Source organism: Pseudomonas kribbensis, assembly GCF_003352185.1.
GTDB lineage: Bacteria > Pseudomonadota > Gammaproteobacteria > Pseudomonadales > Pseudomonadaceae > Aquipseudomonas > Aquipseudomonas kribbensis.
Genome location: NZ_CP029608.1, coordinates 3,772,181 through 3,790,307, shown reverse-complemented (window position 1 = coordinate 3,790,307; position 18,127 = coordinate 3,772,181). Strand labels below are relative to the sequence as shown.

The window sequence follows — 18,127 nt, the reverse complement described above, 5'->3', positions numbered from 1 at the left end:
TTCAGGTGATCCCCAGCTGACGAAGACGGGTTTCGATCCGCTGCACTGCAAGACTGGCCTGACGCTGCAAACCGCCGTTCCAGCTCAACAACGCCGGGGCCTGACGACCGAGCTTCAGCGGCCCGGCACCGCGCACCAGCATCACCAGTTTCACATCCAGATCCGGGCCGAAATACAACGCCGCCAGGCTCGCCAGTGCCGGGTGCGATTCGCCGTCCGGCAGAAAGCTTCCGGCTTGCGCCGAGGACAATGGCCCGAGCGTCAGACGAATCCCGGCATGCTCATCCCAGACCCGGGTGCCGGCCACGGCGCTGCGACCCAGTTGCAGATTGCGCCCGCCAGCCTTCATGACGCTTCGGCTGGCGGCCGGAATCTCACGCCATGCACCTTCATAGGCGCTCAGCTCCACCGGTACGGAAAATTGCTCGCGGACAATCGCTGCGAACCCCGCCAACGACCGGCGGCCATCGGCGTACAACGCGGTGCAGGCCAGAACGGCGCAGTCGGGAATCGCCTGGCGCTCCTGCAGTGACTTGGGCAACAACCCGGTCAGGGCCCGCAATTGCGCCTGCACTGGCGAAGCACCGGGCGTGGTAAACCCGAGGGCGATCCGGTGTTTGCGCATTACCTTGTACAGCAGGCTGAGCAGCCGATGCTGGAACAGGTCGAGGAACTCGGCGGGTGCGTGATCCTTGGCCCGGGCCCGTTGTTGCAGCCATTCCTGATAGGCGTAGGGCAGTGGGCCGTCGGGGCCGCCGAGGCCGAACATCGGCGAGTTGAGCGTCAGCGGTTCACCGGGTTTTTCTTCCAGGCTTTCGATCTGGCTGGCGGCGAACACGGGCGTCAACGGCCCGCGCAATTTCAGCGCTTCGGCCTGTGGCGATGTGCCTGAACCGAGGGAGTCGGCCTGCGGCTGTTCGCGCTCCAGCAACAGCAACGCTTGCAACCATTCGAACGCCTGCGGATCGCGGCGCAGTCGCTGGCCCAGGGTCAGAGCGACAGGGGCATGCCGGCTTGGGGTTGCCATGCCTTGACCTCCTTGTCAGCCTGCATGAGCACCGTGCGCACAAAGCGATTGGCCGTGGCGTACACCGAAAAGAACTGCGCGAGCACCGCCGAGAACAGCACCGCGCTGCTGCCGACGAAATGCTGCGGATCGAGCTGCAACTGCACTTCAAGTCCGTTGCGCCAGCCGCGCCAGGCATCGGCACCGACGTGGCCGATCACCCGTTCGCAGGCAAGGCTCAGCAAGCCATCGATCTGGCGCAGGGCGCTGGCTTCATCGCGCAGGTTATGCAGATGCAGAATCTCCTTCAGCGCATCCAGCGCCTGCGGTCCTTCGACCAGCGACAAATGATTGAGGGTCAGTTGCGACACCAGCCGCCAGCGCGAATCGCCGTCCAGTCGCGGCAGACTCTGCGGGCTCGGCGGATTGCGCAGGCGTGCCCACGCTACCGGCCCCGGCCGCTCGAATCCCAATGGCGTGCCGGCCGGCAGGCTCTGGGCCAGATGCCGGTTGGTGCACAGCAGTTCGGCGGTGAGGCTGTAGTCGGGCAGATCGGTTTGCGGTTCAAAACGGGTGTCGACGACGCTGACCAGAAGATCACTGCCGAGCCGGTTCGGCGACTGGCCACTGACGCGCCGCGCATGCCAGTAACGCTGTTGATCGCCGCCGCTGTGCTGGCTGCCGTAATAGGCGGGCAGACGTTGCACGCCGGCGCTGGAGCTGGAGCGCATCGCGCGGATGCTGTGGATCTCGACGCTGTTTTCCCGATGGCTGTCGGCGACCAGTCGGTATTCGCTGCGGGTGCCGTCGGGACGCAGCGGCTCGGAGGTGCGCGGGAACAGATTGATCACCGGTGCGCAGCCAAGGGCGATGTCGCTGGCCTGCAAGTGCAGGCGGCCGGCCGGAGCACGGTCGAAAACGATGTACAGGTAGAGCGTCTGGCTGTCGCTGGAAACGCCGGCAAGTGGCAGGTCGAAGAAATGAAACTTCTCCGGGAAGGCAAAGTACTCCGCCAGCAGGCGCATGCCCGGGTGCACACCGTCTTCGTCCGGCAGCAGCACCTCGTCGTCGGCGAACCCGACGATCTGCGGCAGTCCCTTCAATTTCGCCGGAATACTCCCCGGCGAGCCTGCGAGCACCTGCACCGCATGGGCGCCGAGCAGGTCATAGAGCCCGGCATTGATCACCGGTGAGGCGGCCAGATGAATGCGTAAACTGTCGATCTCCAGCTCGGACCATTGGCTTTCGCCCAGGCAACGCAGACTCAGGCGCAAGGCCGAACGGGACTGCGCCACACCGGTCAGCGCCTGCGCTTCATCACTGCCGAGCAACAGCGCTTCGGTCACTTCTATGGGCCACAGCCGCACGGCGGCACTGGTGCGAAAGTGAATGCTTTCGCCCTTGCTGGTGGTGACGAACAGCGGCGTGTCCCGGGGCAGGGGATAACCACCGTCGAGTTTGCCTTTGCTCGGGTCCGGCTCGAACTGCACGATGGCGCAGGACGGCAGGGGGCGCACGGCCAAGGGATAAAGCTGCTCCAGCAAGGCATCGCTGAACTCGGCGTAGTCATCATCCAGGCGTCGTTGCAGACGCGCCGCGAGCAGGGCGAAGCCTTCGAGCAATCGCTCGACGTGCGGGTCGGGGCACTCACCGGGAGACAGCTCCAGCCGCCGCGCGACTTTCGGATAGCGTTCGGCAAACTGGCTGCCGGCGTGACGCAACCAGGTCAGTTCGCGTTGGTAGTAGTCGAGCAGTTGCGGGTCAATCGAGTCGCTCATGGCGCACCTCCAGCCCTTCGTTGCCGGGCTCGATGACAAAGGCCACCGGCCAGTGTTGCCGGCCGCTGCGTAACTCGCCGAGCAGGCGGATGCTCAATCGCTGTGGTTGTTCGGGGAGGGGATTGACCTGAACCTCGCCCAGCAGCAGGCGTGGTTCGAAATGGGTGATGGCCTCGCGGATGTCCCGCGCCAGGCGACGGCGGTCATCGCTGCGCTGTTGTTGCAGGGCGCTCCAGTCGGCGATGCCGTAGTCGACAATGCTGGGCGGGGAAGTGAGCGTTCGTGGGCCCCGGCGGGTATTGAACAGGCGCGACAGTTCGGTGTGCACCGAATCGAGCAACCCTTGAAGATCGAACGCCTGCGCGACATCGGACTCGCCGCACGCGAGGCGTTCGAACAGCGGCGCAAGGATGCCGGTGCCTGCCATGGCCGGGGCGCCTGGTTAGCTGACCAGCTTGTTGGCGGCCATGTCCCAGGTCGAGGCAGCCGTGCCTTCCTTGGTACCGTCGTCCTTCTGCGCGGTCAGCTCCCATTTGATTTTGGTGAAGTTCAGGGACAGGGTTTCCACCGGTTTGCCGCCGGTACCGCCACTGACGCTGACGTTGGAAATCACCACATTGGTCAGGGTGTAGATGATGAACGGGAGCAGTTGCCCGCTGCCTTCGGCGGCGTTGCGACCGATGGTGATCTTGGCTTCCGGGATCGGTTTGCCGGCGCAGCAGTATTCGTTGAGGGACGGTGTGGAAGTGTCGACGAATTTGGTCAGGGTGAACTCGCCAACGTGGGGTTTGCCGGAGGTGCGCTCCGAGTTGCTGACGTCGTTGGTCACCTGCATTGCCACGTTGTGGCTGTAGGACATGACTTCGATCTTGTCCGCGTAACCCTCGAGCAGACTGTCGCCTTTGATGTCGCCGCCGAGGTCGAGAATGATTGCATCCATCGCTTGAAACTCCTGAAGATTATCGCGCTAGACAAACGGGAAAGCGCCCGCAGGAAAACCCTGCGGGCGTGTGCGGGTCAGGCGGCGACCGGTGGCGGCAGGGTCGCGACCAGGCGGATCGACGCGGTCAGCTCTTCGAGCTGGAAGTGCGGCCGCAGGAACACCGTCGCGCGGTAGGCACCGGGTTTGCCGGCGACTTCGGTGACGTCCACCCGCGCTTCACGCAACGGGTATTGCGCCTTGATTTCCTGCGGCGCGTTGTCGTTGATCAGCACGTAGTCGGCGATCCAGTTGTTGAGGTAGGTCTGCACGTTGTCGCGGGTCATGAAGCTGCCGACCTTGTCGCGCATGATCACCTTCAGGTAATGGGCGAAACGCGAAGCCGCGAGCACGTACGGCAGCATCGCCGAGATTCGTGCGTTGGCGTTGGCCTCGTTGGTGTTGTAGACCTTGGACTTGTTGGTGGTCTGGCCGCCGAAGAACACCGCGATGTCGCTGTTCTTCTTGTGGCACAGGGCGATGAAACCGAGGTCGTTGAGCTCTTTTTCCCGGCGGTCGGTGATCGCCACTTCGGTCGGGCATTTGAGCGACAGGTCGCCGGAGCTGGTACGGAAAGTGTGCGCCGGCAGGCCTTCGACCGCGCCGCCGCCTTCAGCGCCACGGATCGCCGCGCACCAGCCGTACTTGGCAAAGGCTTCGGTGATGCGTTGCGACAGTGCCCACGCGGCATTGCCCCACAGGTATTTGCTGTGATCGGTGCCGTTGGTGTCTTCGACGTAATTGATGCCTTCCACCGGCGAAGTGTCCGGGCCGTATGGCAGGCGCAGCAGGAAGTGTGGCAGCACCAGCGAGACGTAGCGCGAGTCTTCGCTCTCACGGAACGAGCGCCACTTGATCAGTTCCTGACTCTCGAACACTTTCGACAGGTCACGGGGCACGGCCAGTTCGGTGAAGCTGTTCATGTCGAACAGACGCGGGCTGGCGGCAGCAATGAAGGGCGCGTGGGCAGCGGCGGCGACGTTCGAGAGTTTTTCCAGCAGGCCGATGTCCTGCGGGTGGCGGCCGAAGGTGTAGTCACCGACCAAAAGGCTGAACGGGTGGCCACCGAAGGTACCGTATTCCTCTTCGTAGATCTTCTTGAACAGGGCGCTCTGGTCGAATTCGACGGCTTTTTCCAGATCGTTCTGCAGCTCTTTCTGCGTCACGTTCAGCAGGCGCAGCTTCAACCGGGTGCTGGTTTCGGTGTTCTGCACCAGCATGTGCAGGCCGCGCCAGGACGCTTCGAGTTTTTGCAGGTCCGGGTGGTGCAGCACTTCGTTGAGCTGGGCACTGATCAGTTCATCGATCTTGCTGATGCGGTCGTTGATCATCGCCACGGTGTCCTTGTCGATGGCCATGCCTTCGTCGAGTACCTGGGTGGCGAATTCCGCGAGCATGTCGCGGGCGTAGTCCTGCTGGCTGTCGTCATGGGCCATGCGGCCCTCGGCGATGATCCGGTCAAGCAGGGATAAAGTTTCGGCGGCAGCATTTTCGCTGGCTTGATTCTGGGCGGCGGCGGGCATGGCGAATTCTTCCTCGGTCAGGTGGACGATCAGGCTTGCGGTTCGGCCGGGGCCTCGGCATCAGCTGCCGGGACAGCGGTGTCCGGGCGAGCCGATTTGATCTCTTGCAAGCCTTCGGTGTTGGCGATGACATCGCGCAACAGCTTGTCGAGATCGTCGTTGCCGTCGAGTTTGGTCAGCAGATCGCGCAGGCGCTGACGGGCTTCGAACAGGCGCCGCAGCGGAGTGACTTGCTCCACCACCCTGACCGGGTCGAAATCGTCGATGTGTTTGAAGTTGAGTTCGATGTTCAGCTTGCTGTCGTCGCCGCTGAGGGTGTTGTTGACTTGCAGCGTGGCGCGAGGGGCGATGGAGGCGAGGACGTCGTTGAAGTTGTCGCGGTCGATTTCGGTGAAACGGCGTTCGGTCAGTTTTGCCAGTGGTTCGAGCGGCTTGCCCGAGAGGTCGGCAAGAATCCCGACCACCAGTGGCAATTCCTTTTTCTCGATGGCGTTGCCGATTTCGACGTCATAGGTGATTTGCACTCGGGGCGGGCGAACCCGGTCGAGCTTGTGCTGGGTACTTTCTGCCATGTCGGCGGACTCCGATGCGATGAGCGGGCGCAATGCATCGGGGAGGCCCGTTCATCGCTTTCCCTTGCTGGACCACAGGTTAGAAAGGGAGGCAGATGACCTGTCGTTCCTTTGACAAACCTTCCACATTCGGCTGTAGGAACCGAACTACCCAAGACGCTAGAACAGGTCTATAAAAATGCAAGCGAAAAACATTTTTGGACTGTCTCGCGAAAAGGAAAATTCATTTTGTCTTCACGACTTTTTCTAACAATCGGCTTTGCGCTGCTCGCGGGCTGTTCGTTCTTCGGGCCGAAAGTCGATCTCGACAGCCTGACCCTCGACGTCGCGCCCAAGGCCAATGACGACACACCGATTGCCGTGGATTTCATCGCGGTCAATGACCCTGACCTGCTCAAGCAACTGTCGGGCATCAGCGCCCAGCAGTGGTTCGCCGGGCGCGAGCAGTACCAGCGCGACTATCGTCAGCTGATGAGCGTGTGGGGACTGGAGCTGGTGCCGGGGCAATTCATCGACCGCCAACCCTTCCCGCTGGGGGGCAAGCGGGCGGCTGGACTTTTAGTCTTCGCCAGCTATAACACACCCGGAGCGCACCGCTTGCGGCTGGACGATCAGAGTGATGCGTGGCTCAAGTTCGACAGCCGCGAAATGACCCTGGTCAGCAAGGAAAACTGAAAAAAACCGTCCGCCGCCGGTTCGCGGTGCAGTCGAAGGGAGTCGTATGAGTCTGCTACCTGACGCGGTCTGCTGGCATGAAGGCATGCAATTGCTGCCACAGCATTTTCAGTTGCAGGGCCTGCGGGCCGAAGCGCTCGGCGCGCATCTGGCCCAGGCGTGCAATCCGTGGTTCTTTGGCGTCAGCCACATGGAGTTCGACCCTTCGGCGATGAGTGCCGGGGTGGTGCGGGTGATGTCCTTGCAGGGGACGATGCCCGATGGTTTACCGGTCAATCTGCAGGCAGGTGTCGGGCCATTGGTGGAGCTGGATGTCGGCCCGTCAATCAACGAAACCGACGATGCGACTGTCACCGTGTACCTCGCGATCAGCCCTTTGTGGCGCGCCGGTCAATTGCTGCCGCTCAAGGGCCGCTTACAGTCGGTGGTCGGCGAGGCCTTGCCGGATCTCACCAGTGGCGAGTTCCCCGAATCGATCACGGTGTGGCGACCCAATCCGCGTCTGTGCACGCAACTCAACAAGGCGGATTCGATCTGCCTGCCGCTGCTGAAAATCCGCAGGGAGGGTGGCGGTTTCCTGCCGTTGCCGTATACACCGCCGACGCCGGTCCTGTTGCCGGAATCGCCGCTGGGTCGGCGGATTGCCGGGCTCTGCGCACGGGCCCGTGAGAAATGCCTGTTTCTCGGCGGGCGTCTGCGTCAGGCACAACAGTCCGGCAATCAGGACGACGCGCTGGAGATTCGCCGTCAACTGACCGCGTTATGGACGCGGCTGCCGGAAGTCGAAGGCTCGCTGAACAGCCGCATCGCCCATCCGCAGGCGTTGTATGTGCAACTGCTGGGGCTGGCCGGCGCGTGGTCGGCGCTGGATCCGCTGGCGGGTGTGCCGTCGTTTGCACCGCTGGATTTTTTCGAGTTGCAGCGTGGATACGAACCGCTGCTCGATTGGCTGGAAACCACGCTTGAGCTGATCCGCGCAGGTTATCGCAGCATCGCTTTCGAACGCAGCGAACACAGCTTTTCCATTCAGTTGCCGGACGAACAGCCGAGCCAGCGGCTGGTCATCGGCCTGCGCATGCCCAACGGCGCCAGCGAACAGGCGGCCGGCGAGTGGCTGCGCGGCGCGATCATCGCCTCGGCGCCACACATCGCCTTGCTCAGCCGCCAGCGCATGAGCGGCCTGACGCACCAGGCCATGAGTCGCAGCGAACAAGTGGCCTACAGCGTCGGCGACGACACCCGACTGTTTGTGGTGACCGCCGAAGGCAACTGGTTCGACGCGCAATTGCCGCTGGTGATCGCCGCGCCGGCCACCCGGCTGACCAGCAGTCCGTGGCAAGTGGTGCTGTTTGTCGCCCAGAACAGTGAAAGTGCCTGATCACACAAGGAACGCCGTATGTCGCAAGGAAGTGCCGCAAGCCTTGGGTTGCAGGACGCACCGTTGAGCAGCGCGTTCCGTCAGACGTGGCAGCAATGGCAACTGGACTGGACGCAGTTGCCCAAGGACATCGAGGACGATGCGGCGCTGGTTGAAACCGTGGTCGAGCTGTCCACCCAGGCCTCACAACGGCTGTGGCGCACGGCGTTTTCGCGGGTTGGCGACTCGGCGACCGAACAGGTCAAGGCGCTGGTGTATGCCTTCGTTGCGCTGGTCGATGAAACGCTGCTGTTCAGTCCATGGCCGGGCCAGAGTGCCTGGCAGGAAAAACCTCTGGAATCGCGCCTCTACTCCAGCCGGCAGGCGGGTGAGCAGTTGCCGGCGGCGATCCAGACCCTTCTCGATGAACAGCAACCCACCACCCGCGATCTCGCCAACGTTTATCTGCAATGCCTGATTCTCGGTTTCCACGGACGCCTGCGCGGCGAGCATAGCCAGGCGCAACTGGAGAAGTGGCGGCTGGCGCTGTTCACCTTTGCCTGGCAGGACGAGGCCAGTTACGACGATGTCAGCCAGCGCCTGGTGCAGCCGTCGCTGGCCGCGCCGCTGCAATTGCCGGTGCGCACGGCGTTGCCGGACGGTTTTCGTCTGGCGTTGGGCATTCTGGCGATGGTGCTGTTGCTGACCGGGGTCGGCCAGTTCTTGTGGAGTGACATTCGTTCCGAACTGGAGCCGGTGCTGCAAACCACCGACTCGATGGCGGCGCCGGAGCAAGACTCATGAGTACCTTGACGATCGTCGCGTGGGTGGTGGCGGTGCTGTTGCTGCTGGTGATCGTCGGGGTGGCGGTGTGGTGGCTGCGCACTCGAAGCGGTGCGGCGATCCGCAGTTTCTATCTTGCGGTGCGGCACATGGAGCAAGAGCAGGGCACTCACGACCGCTATCAGTTGCCTTGGCTGCTGATGCTCGGCGATGAGGTCCAGGGCACGCAACTGGTGACCGAATGGCGCCTGCAACCCACCGACAAACCGGCCTGGTTCGGCCGGTGGTGGTCGGACCCTGAAGGGGCGGTGCTGGTGGTGCCCCAAGGCCTGTTTCTGCCGGAAGACGGCATGCATTTGCAACGGGGCGGTTGGTGGCGGTTGCTTGGACTGATCCTGCGCCTGCGCAGCAAGCGTCCGCTCGACGGGGTGATCTGGACCGTGCCGGTCAGTCGCCTGGGCAATCTGGAGCAGGCGACGCAGCTGGGTCTTGCGGCTCGCCGACGCTTTATCGACCTGTTGCAACGTTTTGGTTTGAGCGTGCCGGTGTACGTGATCGTCACCGGGCTTGAAGAACTACCGGGATTTCAGGACCTGATCAGCGCGCTGCCCGATGAGGCACGCGAACGCACCCTGGGCTGGTCATCGCCGTTTGCGCGAGATGCGGTGTGGCAGGGTCAATGGAGCGATCAGGCACTGGATCGCCTGCACCGCGCCGTCGCCGAAGCGGTGATTGAACTCGGTACGTTGTCCGGGCAGTTGACCGCGGATCTGTATGCCTTGCCCGAGCGTCTCGAAACGCTGCGACGGGGGCTGCAGAACCTGCTGGAACCGGTGTTCCAGGGCAACGCGCAGGGCGAGGCTCCGTGTTTTCGCGGTGTGTATTTCAGCGCCAACCAACCGGCCGACGACGCACTGGACGGCTTCAGCGCCGATGACAGTGGCCTGCAGCGCAGCGTGTTCATGCGTCAGCTGTGGCGCCAGCGCCTGGTGGGCGAGCGGGGGCTGGCACAGGGGGTGCCGCGTCTGTTGCGCCTGCGTCAGCGTTGGCAACGGCTGACGGCCGGCGTGGCGCTGGTGGTCGGGGTCGTCTGGGCGCTGGCGATGTTCTGGGTGTGGAACCAGTCGGTCAAGGATGCCCATGAGCTGGCGCGGCTGATGCAGGGCGCGCAGAAGAGTTACGTCACGGTCACCGATGACGCCCACCGCGTCGAGCCGACCCGGCGCAACGTGCAGAGCTTCTGGCGGGTGCTGGAAAAGGCACCGCACTGGCACTACGTGTCGCTGGCGTTTCCGTCATCGTGGGTTTCTTCTGTCGATGTGAAGATCGAACGGGCGGTGTTCCAGGCCGCCCAGCGTCATATGATCCAGCCGCTGCATGAATTGCTGGTGGCGGAGCTCGCGAAGCTCAAGGCGATCCGCGCGACGGATCGGCGCAACAGCGTCGAAAGCGAAGACCCGGCCCAGTGGCAGAACTACCAGAAAGCCACGGACCTGGTGGACCGGGCGTTGCGCCTGGAGCAACAGAACCAGCTGTTCGCCGAGGTGCAGAACAATCAGCGAGTACCGCTGGACGATCTGGTGCAACTGAGCAACAACGCGCTGTCGCTCAACCTCAACGCGGCGACGGTGCCTCACGCCGCTTACTACAACCGGCTGCTGGCGGCGGGGGACAGCGGTGATTTGCAGGCGCTGGACTTGAGTGTCGAGCGGCCGTTGATCGTCAGCAATTTCAACGGACTGATGGAGCGCTGGCTCGATCAGTATTTCCTGGCCGACAACTTTGTCAGCAGGGCCGGCTACCTCAAGTTGCATCTGGAGCAGCTTGAGGCCGGGAGTGGCAACAGCCTCAGCGAGCTGGAAGACCTGCGCGCGCTGATCGATGACCTGCAAGCCACAATTGCTTTGACCAACTCGACCTGGAGCCGCGGCAAGGGCCAGGAGCTGGTGCCGGGTTACCGCGAATTTCTCGACAAGGTGCGCAAGAGCACGTTGCTCGGGCCGGCGGTCGAGCAGCAACTCGACGCCCAGGCGGGCAAGTTGCAGCAGAGTTTCCGTGACCAGTGGATCGCCCAGATCGGTTCGCGCGGCAACTTGCTGGTGCAACAGGGCAGCGGGCAACTGGCGTTGCAGGATCAAGTGGTGAAACTCAATAACGCGGTGCAGGCGCTGTTCAAGCGCGACTTCGTGTCCATCGCCATGCGCGCCACCGAAGACAACGTCAACCTGCAAGGTCAGACGGTCGATGGCGACGATCTCAACACCTCGCTCAACTACTTCGCCAGCTACAAGAGCTATGTCGCCGAAGAATTGCCGCGCATCCCGCCGGTTTATCGCGAGGCGTTGCTGCAAGCGGCAGAAGGCGCGGCGGCGCAGGCCATGTGGCTGAGCCTGAAGGATCACAACGACCAGACGCATCCCTACGCGGTGTTCAATGTGCAGGCCGAGCAGGCCATGGCTTTGCAGAAGGCGTTTGTCGAAGTCCATCGCAGTGATCTGGCGGCGCGTCTGCAAGGCGCGCTGAATCGCCGGGCCATGGCGCAGATCGTCAACGGTCTGGATGAAATCACCGCGCAACCGCTGTTTGGTGGCCGGGCTGAAATCAGTCAGTGGGACGGCTCGAAAAACCTCGGTCTGCAACTGTACGGCGCCAGCGATGTGCAGGATTTGAAGCTGAGCCTCAAGCAGCAATTCAACACCATGCTCGGCATCACCGAGCGGCGCACCTCGGCGTTGCAGTGGCTGATGACTCAACAGGGCAATCTGTCGGCGCTGGATTATGAACGGGTGACCCAGTTCAGCGCACTCAACGATGAACTGCTCAAATACAAGGACTCGAACCCGGCCAGTTCGCCGGCGCAGATCGAGCAACTGGTCAGCCGTGATTTCATCGAGATGGACACCGGTTCCTGCGTGCAGGTGTTGCAGACCGCCAATCTGGCGGGCGGGCGCGGCACCCTGGCGATGCGTGCGGTGGAGTTGCAACAGTCGGCCATGCAGCGTTGCCAGTACCTGCAACAACAGCAGGCTGCGGCGGCGTGGAATGAACTGGCCAACTATTTCAATCAGTACCTGGCCGATCGCTTTCCGTTTGCCAACGGTTTGCAGGCGCAGGATGCGGACCCGGCGCGGGTGCAGCATTTTCTGGAAATCATCGACAAGCGTCTGCCGGTGGCCCAGGCCGGACTGGTGCTGAGCCAGACTCCGGAGCGGCTGGCGGCAGAGGATTTTCTCAACCGTTTGAAGCAGGCAAGCCTTTGGCTGACCCCGCTGTTCGTGCGCGACAAGAGCGGTATTCTCGGTGTCGAGATGGATGTTCGCTGGCGCACCGACCGCGATGATGAGCGCGGTGCCGATCAGGTAATCGCCGGGGGCTTGCTGGCCGGCAGTCAGCAAATCAGCTATCCCGCCGCCGAGCAGCCGAACCTGCGCTGGATGGTCGGCCAGCCGATCCGCCTGACCCTGCGCTGGGCGCGCAACGGCCGCGAGCGCCCGGTCAACGATCCGCTGCAACCGAACCTGGTGGTGCGGGACCTGGAGGCGGGTTGGGAGTACGGCGGGCCATGGTCGTTGCTGCGGCTGATGCGCGCGCACTTCTCGGTGCAGCGCCAGCCGAGCATGGATTACACGGATTTTCCCCTGACGTTGCGCCTGCCGGTCACTGCGCTCAATGACAGTGTCACCAGCGAATTCACCCGGATGTTCGTGCGGCTGTCGTTGATGAGCCAGGGTTCGAAACTGCCGCTGTCGATTCCACCGTTGCCGACCCGGGCGCCGCGTTCGCCGTTCCAGGTGACCGGCACCACCGCCGCCATTGAATCCCGCGAGGAGGGCCTGTGAGCCTGCCATCTGCAACCTTGCCCGACCTGATCGATCAGTTGCTCGCACCGATCAGCCCTGATGCGCCTTGTGGTGTGGATCTGCGTTACGAACGCGAGTTCGATCAATTGCGCGACCTGCGCCGTGAAGACGATGCGAGCCTGCCGACCGGGGTCTGGCAATCGACGTTGAAACAGGCGAACTGGCCGGCAGTGGAAACACTCACCACCACGCTGCTGATCGAGCGCAGCAAGGACCTGATGCTCAGCGCCTGGCTCGGCGAGGCCTGGCTGCATCTTCAGGGGCTGGACGGATTGCCCGGCAGCCTGGCGCTGATCGCCGGATTATGTGAGCGCTATCCCGAACAGCTGCACCCGCAGGCCGAGGAGGGTGATCAGTCGTGGCGGGTGATTCCGCTGGAGTGGCTGGTGCGTCGGTACAGTGAAGTGCTGCTGACCCGGGTTCCGCTGTTCGGCTCGCGCAGCGATTTCGAGGCCTGCAACCTGGAAACCTGGCGCCGTTTGCAGGTGCAGCAGGTGCAAGTCAACGACAGCAAGAACGCCAAGGCTTCAGCGGAGGCCGCACGTAATGAACAGAAGAAACTCAGCGAACAGGTGCGCGCCACGCCGCTGGCGTTCTGGCTGCGCCAACAGGGCAATCTGCTGCTGAGCCAGCAGCACCTGCAACGTCTGAACGCCTGGAGCGATACGTACCTCGGTGATCAGGGGCCGGGTCTGCAGCCCTTGCAGGAGATCATTCAAGCGCTGCTGAAACTGGTTCAGGAGTTCATCGCCATGCACCCACAAAAACCGGCGCCGGTCGCACCCGTCGAAGCCCCCGTGGTGGAGGCGCAACCGGTCGAGGAAGCCGCCGTGGCGGCGCAGGTCTTTCGTGAGCCGGCGAGCCGTGAAGAGGCCTATCGACAATTGCTGCTGATCGCCGAATACCTGGCCCGCACCGAACCCCACAGCCCCGTGCCGTACTTGATCCGGCGCGGGGTGGAATGGGGCAACAAGCCGTTAAGCGAACTGCTCGGCGAGCTGATCTCGGCCGACGCCGAATCGCGACGGCTGTGGACGTTGCTCGGCGTACTTTAGTGCACGCGCTGGTTGTTCTGCTTCGGCGGCAGTGTCAGCGGTGTCAGCACTGGCTCCCCGGAAAAGAACGCCACCAGGTTTTTCCCCACCAGTTCCACGGTGCCTTGAGTGGCTTCCGGTGACAGCCCGGCGACGTGCGGGGTGAGGATCACATTGCTCAGGCTTTTCAGCGCGTCCGGAACCCGCGGTTCGTGGTCGAACACGTCGAGTGCGGCACCGGCAATTCGCCGTTGCTCAAGTGCCGTGATCAGGTCCGCCGTGGCGATGACACTGGCGCGGGCGATATTCACGATGAAGCCTTTGGGGCCCAGCGCGTCCAGCACGGGGCGGGTCACCAGATGCTGACTGCCGATGCCGCCGGGCGTCGCCACCACCAGAAAATCCGAGGCCCGGGCCAGTTCGGTCGGGGTCGAGCAGAAGGTGTAGGGCACGTCGTTGCGCACCTGGCGGTTGTGGTAGCTGATCTCCATGTCGAAACCCAGATTCGCCCGTTTGGCGATGGCCATGCCCACCGCGCCGAGGCCGAGAATCCCCAGCCGCTTGCCCGCCAGGGACGGGCGCATGATCTTCGGCCATTCGCCACGGCGCACCGCGGCATCGCAGCGTGGAATGTCGCGTACCAGCGCCAGCAGCAACGCCATGGCATGGTCGGCCACCGACGACGCGTTGACGCCGGCACCGTTGGTGACGGTCAGGCCCCGGTTGCTGGCGGCTTGCAGGTCCACCTGTTCGTAGCCGGCGCCGATCACGCAGATGATTTTCAGCGCAGGCAATGCGGCGATTTCTTCGGCGTACAACCCCAGCGGACCACGGGTCAGCACGGCGTCGATACGAGCACCGTGGGTGGCAATGGCCTGGGCGCGTTCGGCGGGAGTCGGGGCAAGAATCAGGTGAAAGCCCTGTCGTTCAAGAATGGGCAAATAGTCATTGATGGTTTCAACCAGTACCAGAACGGTGGCGGGCATTGCTCGGCTCCTGTGATCGTCGGCGGGTCGGTCGCGAAAGTCGTGTCAGAGTGCTGATTGCAGAGCGGTTTGGCAATGGCCGACATTGCCCCGCACCAGCCAGTGTAGGAGCTGATGCGGGGAGTGCGCGGGCGCTTCGTCAGAAGGCGATGTCGGCGGTGCCGAACAACTCGCGGACGCTGCGCCGGCGGATCGCGGGCAGGTGAATCAACTGGCGTACTGGGCGATACCGTTGCCGAACGACCAGTTCTCTTTTTTCACCTCGACCAGATTGATGAACACATCTTCCAGACGGATCGACAGGTGCGTGTTCAGGTTCCGGGCGATGGTCTGGTACAACGCCTTTTTCTGCTCCAGCGTCCGGCCCTCATTGAGGGTGATCTGGATGATCACCAACTGGTCGCTGCGCTGGATCCCCAGGTATTGCGTATCGAAGACGAAATGCTCGCCGTCGTGTTCGGCCAGGATCTGGAAGTTGTCGTGTTCCGGCACATTGATCGTGCTGCGCATGGCGGCGTAGATCTGCGCGCCGACGCGTTTGGCGAAGGTCGGGTCGGGGCGTTTCTTGAGTTCGACACGGACGAGGGGCATGGGAGGGCTCCATGGGGCAGGGGACTGGAAGGGGCTGTCAGTCGGTTCGCCATTGGGTATAGCCGAAAATGCCAATCGGTGAGGTTGTTTAAAAACGTTAGGAAACGGATGCCCGCGTCCTGCTGTATTTACGGATGTTGCCTACGAGTGCTGCCGGATTTATCCGCTATACGGCGAGATGTGAAGCACGAAACCATAGATAGCAGGACAGGGCGCGTTCTTCAGGATGAAGCGGCGGCCTGGCCGGAAATTGCCATCAGCCAAGGAAGGCCAATGCTTCAGAACAACCGTGAAAACCTGGAACTCGACAGGCTGCATAACGAAACGCGAAAACTTGTGGCTGAACGGCAAAAGCTTCTTGCGGAAGAAAAGAAGCTGAAATGGGAGACGTATTTTTATCCAGTCGCGGTAGTGGCCGGTGTGTTAACGGCAAGCGCGGCATTGGCTGGCGTCTTTTTCAGGTTTTGAGCGTTCGTTTTCGCCATCTTCAGACACATGACCCAAAAGGAAATCAACATGAGCACCTATGACGCCAAAGCCAGAATGGAACAATTGGAACGGGAACACGATGAGTGGGCCGAGAAAATACGGATCAAAAACAGGAAAGAAATGCGCCCGATCTGGGGCTTGCTGGGACTGGGCATCTTTTGCATGTCCCTTGGCTTCATGTTGGCCCGATCAATTTGACCGGGTTTCCCCCAATGGCGCATTCGGCGCCGGAACGTGTCATAAAGCGACATTTTACGTATCTGGTGCCGACAGCTATTTTCCCAAAAACGACAATCCTCCAATCTGCTCCGCACAACCATTCCTCAGCTAAGTCTTTGCTTCTGCTCATTTATCGCGGAGAATCGCGCCCCTGTTTCGGCCGGAGCATGTCTGTCGGTTTTTTCCGACGCGTCCTGACCGAGTGGCAAGTGACCGGAATGCGGAGATCCGACCGGATGAATGATCAGGCCAATAGCGTCGAACAACGCTTTGAAACGGCAGCACCAGCCCAATTGTCGAGCTGGAATCGCCATGACACTACCTGGATGTTGGGACTGTTCGGGACGGCCATCGGCGCCGGCACCCTGTTTTTGCCGATCAACGCAGGTCTGGGTGGCTTCTGGCCGCTGGTGATCCTCGCGCTGCTGGCATTCCCCATGACGTTCTTCGCACACCGCGGTCTGACCCGCTTCGTGCTCTCCGGTCGCGAAGGCGCCGACATCACTGAGGTGGTGGAACAGCATTTCGGCATCAAGGCCGGCGCGCTGATCACCCTGCTGTACTTCTTCGCAATCTTCCCGATCCTGCTGATCTACAGCGTTGGCCTGACCAACACGGTCGCCAGTTTCCTCGAACACCAACTGCACATCACGCCGCCACCGCGCGCGCTGCTGTCGTTCGTGCTGATCCTCGGCCTGCTGGCTGTTGTTCGTTGCGGTGAACAAGTGATCGTCAAGGCCATGAGCCTGATGGTGTATCCATTCATCGTCGCGCTGCTGTTCCTGGCGGTGTACCTGATTCCGCACTGGAACGGCGGCATCCTGAGCACCGCTTCGCAGGTGCCGGCGCCGTCGGCGCTGCTGCACACGCTGTGGCTGGCGATTCCGGTGATGGTGTTCTCGTTCAACCACTCGCCGATCATCTCGGCGTTCGCGGTGGACCAGAAGCGTCGTTACGGCGTTCACGCCGACGAGCGCAGCTCGCAGATCCTGTCCCGTGCCCACCTGCTGATGGTGGTGATGGTGCTGTTCTTTGTCTTCAGCTGCGTACTGACCCTGTCGCCGGAGCAACTGGCTGAAGCCAAGGCGCAAAACCTGTCGATCCTGTCGTACCTGGCCAACCACTTCAGCAACCCGACCATCGCGTTCGCCGCGCCGTTGATCGCGTTCGTGGCCATCTCCAAGTCGTTCCTCGGCCACTACATAGGCGCCAGCGAAGGTCTCAAAGGCCTGATCGTAAAAAGCGGCAAGCGCCCGGGCGCCAAGGCCCTGGATCGCATCGTTGCAGCGTTCATGCTGGTGGTGTGCTGGATCGTGGCGACCCTGAACCCGAGCATCCTCGGCATGATCGAAACCATCGGTGGCCCGGTCATCGCGGCGATCCTGTTCCTGATGCCGATGTACGCGATCCGCAAGGTACCGGCCATGGCGCGCTATCGCGGTCAGGCGTCGAACGTGTTTGTCACCGCTGTAGGCCTGGTGGCCATTTCGGCGTTGATCTACTCGCTGGCCGCCTGATTCCAGGCCAGCAGCTCAAAGCGGGGGCGAGCAATTCGCCCCCGCTTTTGCAAGACCCCTCAGTGCCTGATCCAGGGCACGCATCCCAAGGCATAAACGGCTACGCTTGAAAGGCACTTTTCCCCGGAGATGCCACATGCCCCGTGCACGACCCCAATTGATCAGCGCCAAACTGGAAAAACTCCATCCCACTCAGCTTACGGTCGGCCTCGCCGAAGTCGCCGACAAGCGCCAGGAATGGAAAAAACTCAAACGCAAGGAGCGGGCGGCAGCGCTGGACAATCACTGGTTCCCCAGTGTGCTCGGGCCTGAAGGCGTCTACTACATCGTCGATCACCATCACTTTGGTCTGGCGCTGATCGAAGAAGAGGTCAAGAAAGCCTCCTTGCTGGTGCTCAAGGATCTTTCGTTTGTCGACACGGTGACGTTCTGGAACGTGATGAACTTCAACCAGTGGGCGCACCCCTACGACGGTCGCGGTGTCCGGCGCACCTTTGAAGCCATTCCAAAATCTATCGCCGACTTACAGGATGACCCTTATCGCAGCCTCGCCGGACGTTTGCGCCGGGCTGGTGGCTACGCCAAGGACGCGACGCCCTATAGCGAATTTCTCTGGGCGGACTTCTTTCGCAGCCGCATTGCCAGTGATCAGATCAACGACCTCAGTCCCAAATTGCAGACCAAAGCCATGAATCTGGCCCGCAGTCAGGAAGCTCGGTATCTGCCAGGGTGGGTGGGTCCGATTGTCAACTGAACCT

General features: G+C 62.2%; 17 protein-coding genes. 9 read left to right on the top strand and 8 right to left on the bottom strand.

Translation table 11 applies throughout. The features are described 5' to 3' along the window. Position 1: 1 nt before the first annotated feature. The 6 genes from tssG to tssB form a co-directional block, all read right to left on the bottom strand. A complete protein-coding gene (gene tssG, locus DLD99_RS17220) occupies positions 2-1,027 on the bottom strand; it encodes a type VI secretion system baseplate subunit TssG (RefSeq protein ID WP_114883833.1) in 1,026 nt (341 codons plus the stop codon). After that, positions 991-2,784 (bottom strand): type VI secretion system baseplate subunit TssF, encoded by a 1,794-nt coding sequence (gene tssF, locus DLD99_RS17215; RefSeq protein ID WP_114883831.1) that lies wholly within the window; start codon positions 2,782-2,784, stop codon positions 991-993. Before tssF ends, tssG begins: the two co-directional genes overlap by 37 nt. Next, positions 2,768-3,211: a type VI secretion system baseplate subunit TssE gene (gene tssE, locus DLD99_RS17210; protein WP_114883829.1), complete on the bottom strand. Its 444-nt coding sequence runs from the start codon at positions 3,209-3,211 to the stop codon at positions 2,768-2,770. The genes tssF and tssE overlap by 17 nt, the downstream gene beginning before the upstream one ends. Positions 3,212-3,226: 15 nt before the next feature. Further along, a complete protein-coding gene (locus DLD99_RS17205) occupies positions 3,227-3,724 on the bottom strand; it encodes an Hcp family type VI secretion system effector (RefSeq protein WP_007958866.1) in 498 nt (165 codons plus the stop codon). Between the two features lie 77 nt (positions 3,725-3,801). After that, positions 3,802-5,286 (bottom strand): type VI secretion system contractile sheath large subunit, encoded by a 1,485-nt coding sequence (gene tssC, locus DLD99_RS17200; RefSeq protein WP_085711487.1) that lies wholly within the window; start codon positions 5,284-5,286, stop codon positions 3,802-3,804. Positions 5,287-5,315: 29 nt separating this feature from the next. Then, positions 5,316-5,858, bottom strand: coding sequence for a type VI secretion system contractile sheath small subunit (tssB, locus tag DLD99_RS17195; protein ID WP_114883827.1), 543 nt, complete (start codon positions 5,856-5,858; stop codon positions 5,316-5,318). A gap of 228 nt (positions 5,859-6,086) precedes the next feature. Here tssB and DLD99_RS17190 point away from each other — a divergent pair, with 228 nt between their 5' ends. Genes DLD99_RS17190 through tssA form a run of 5 tightly spaced genes read left to right on the top strand, consistent with a single transcriptional unit; the run spans position 6,087 to position 13,588 of the window. Beyond that, positions 6,087-6,533, top strand: coding sequence for a type VI secretion protein (locus DLD99_RS17190; RefSeq protein WP_085732262.1), 447 nt, complete (start codon positions 6,087-6,089; stop codon positions 6,531-6,533). 46 nt (positions 6,534-6,579) lie between these two features. Then, entirely contained in the window at positions 6,580-7,911 is a 1,332-nt protein-coding gene (gene tssK / locus DLD99_RS17185) for a type VI secretion system baseplate subunit TssK (protein WP_114883825.1), read from the top strand. 18 nt (positions 7,912-7,929) lie between these two features. Next, on the top strand, positions 7,930-8,694 hold the full coding sequence (locus DLD99_RS17180) for a DotU/TssL family secretion system protein (protein ID WP_114883823.1): 765 nt from the start codon (positions 7,930-7,932) through the stop codon (positions 8,692-8,694). Continuing rightward, entirely contained in the window at positions 8,691-12,512 is a 3,822-nt protein-coding gene (locus tag DLD99_RS17175) for a type VI secretion system protein (RefSeq protein WP_114883821.1), read from the top strand. The genes DLD99_RS17180 and DLD99_RS17175 overlap by 4 nt, the downstream gene beginning before the upstream one ends. Beyond that, complete coding sequence (tssA, locus tag DLD99_RS17170) at positions 12,509-13,588, top strand: type VI secretion system protein TssA (protein ID WP_114883819.1); 1,080 nt, start codon at positions 12,509-12,511, stop codon at positions 13,586-13,588. Before DLD99_RS17175 ends, tssA begins: the two co-directional genes overlap by 4 nt. Here the strand turns inward: tssA and DLD99_RS17165 are convergent. Together DLD99_RS17165 and DLD99_RS17160 are read right to left on the bottom strand one after the other, a co-directional pair. Then, complete coding sequence (locus tag DLD99_RS17165; protein ID WP_114883817.1) at positions 13,585-14,553, bottom strand: 2-hydroxyacid dehydrogenase; 969 nt, start codon at positions 14,551-14,553, stop codon at positions 13,585-13,587. The two genes, tssA and DLD99_RS17165, sit on opposite strands and share 4 nt — an antisense overlap. Before the next feature lie 207 nt (positions 14,554-14,760). After that, complete coding sequence (locus DLD99_RS17160; RefSeq protein ID WP_114883815.1) at positions 14,761-15,144, bottom strand: tautomerase family protein; 384 nt, start codon at positions 15,142-15,144, stop codon at positions 14,761-14,763. Between the two features lie 180 nt (positions 15,145-15,324). On the opposite strand from DLD99_RS17160, the gene DLD99_RS17155 reads away from it, so the two are divergent. The 4 genes from DLD99_RS17155 (at position 15,325) to DLD99_RS17145 (ending at position 18,123) form a co-directional block, all read left to right on the top strand. Beyond that, positions 15,325-15,612, top strand: coding sequence for a hypothetical protein (locus tag DLD99_RS17155; RefSeq protein WP_425272993.1), 288 nt, complete (start codon positions 15,325-15,327; stop codon positions 15,610-15,612). Between the two features lie 48 nt (positions 15,613-15,660). Further along, positions 15,661-15,831, top strand: coding sequence for a hypothetical protein (locus DLD99_RS29240; RefSeq protein WP_167443778.1), 171 nt, complete (start codon positions 15,661-15,663; stop codon positions 15,829-15,831). 257 nt (positions 15,832-16,088) lie between these two features. Then, on the top strand, positions 16,089-17,369 hold the full coding sequence (locus DLD99_RS17150) for an HAAAP family serine/threonine permease (protein WP_085732019.1): 1,281 nt from the start codon (positions 16,089-16,091) through the stop codon (positions 17,367-17,369). A 136-nt stretch (positions 17,370-17,505) separates the two neighbouring features. Next, positions 17,506-18,123, top strand: coding sequence for a ParB-like protein (locus DLD99_RS17145; RefSeq protein ID WP_114883813.1), 618 nt, complete (start codon positions 17,506-17,508; stop codon positions 18,121-18,123). Positions 18,124-18,127 lie beyond the last annotated feature (4 nt).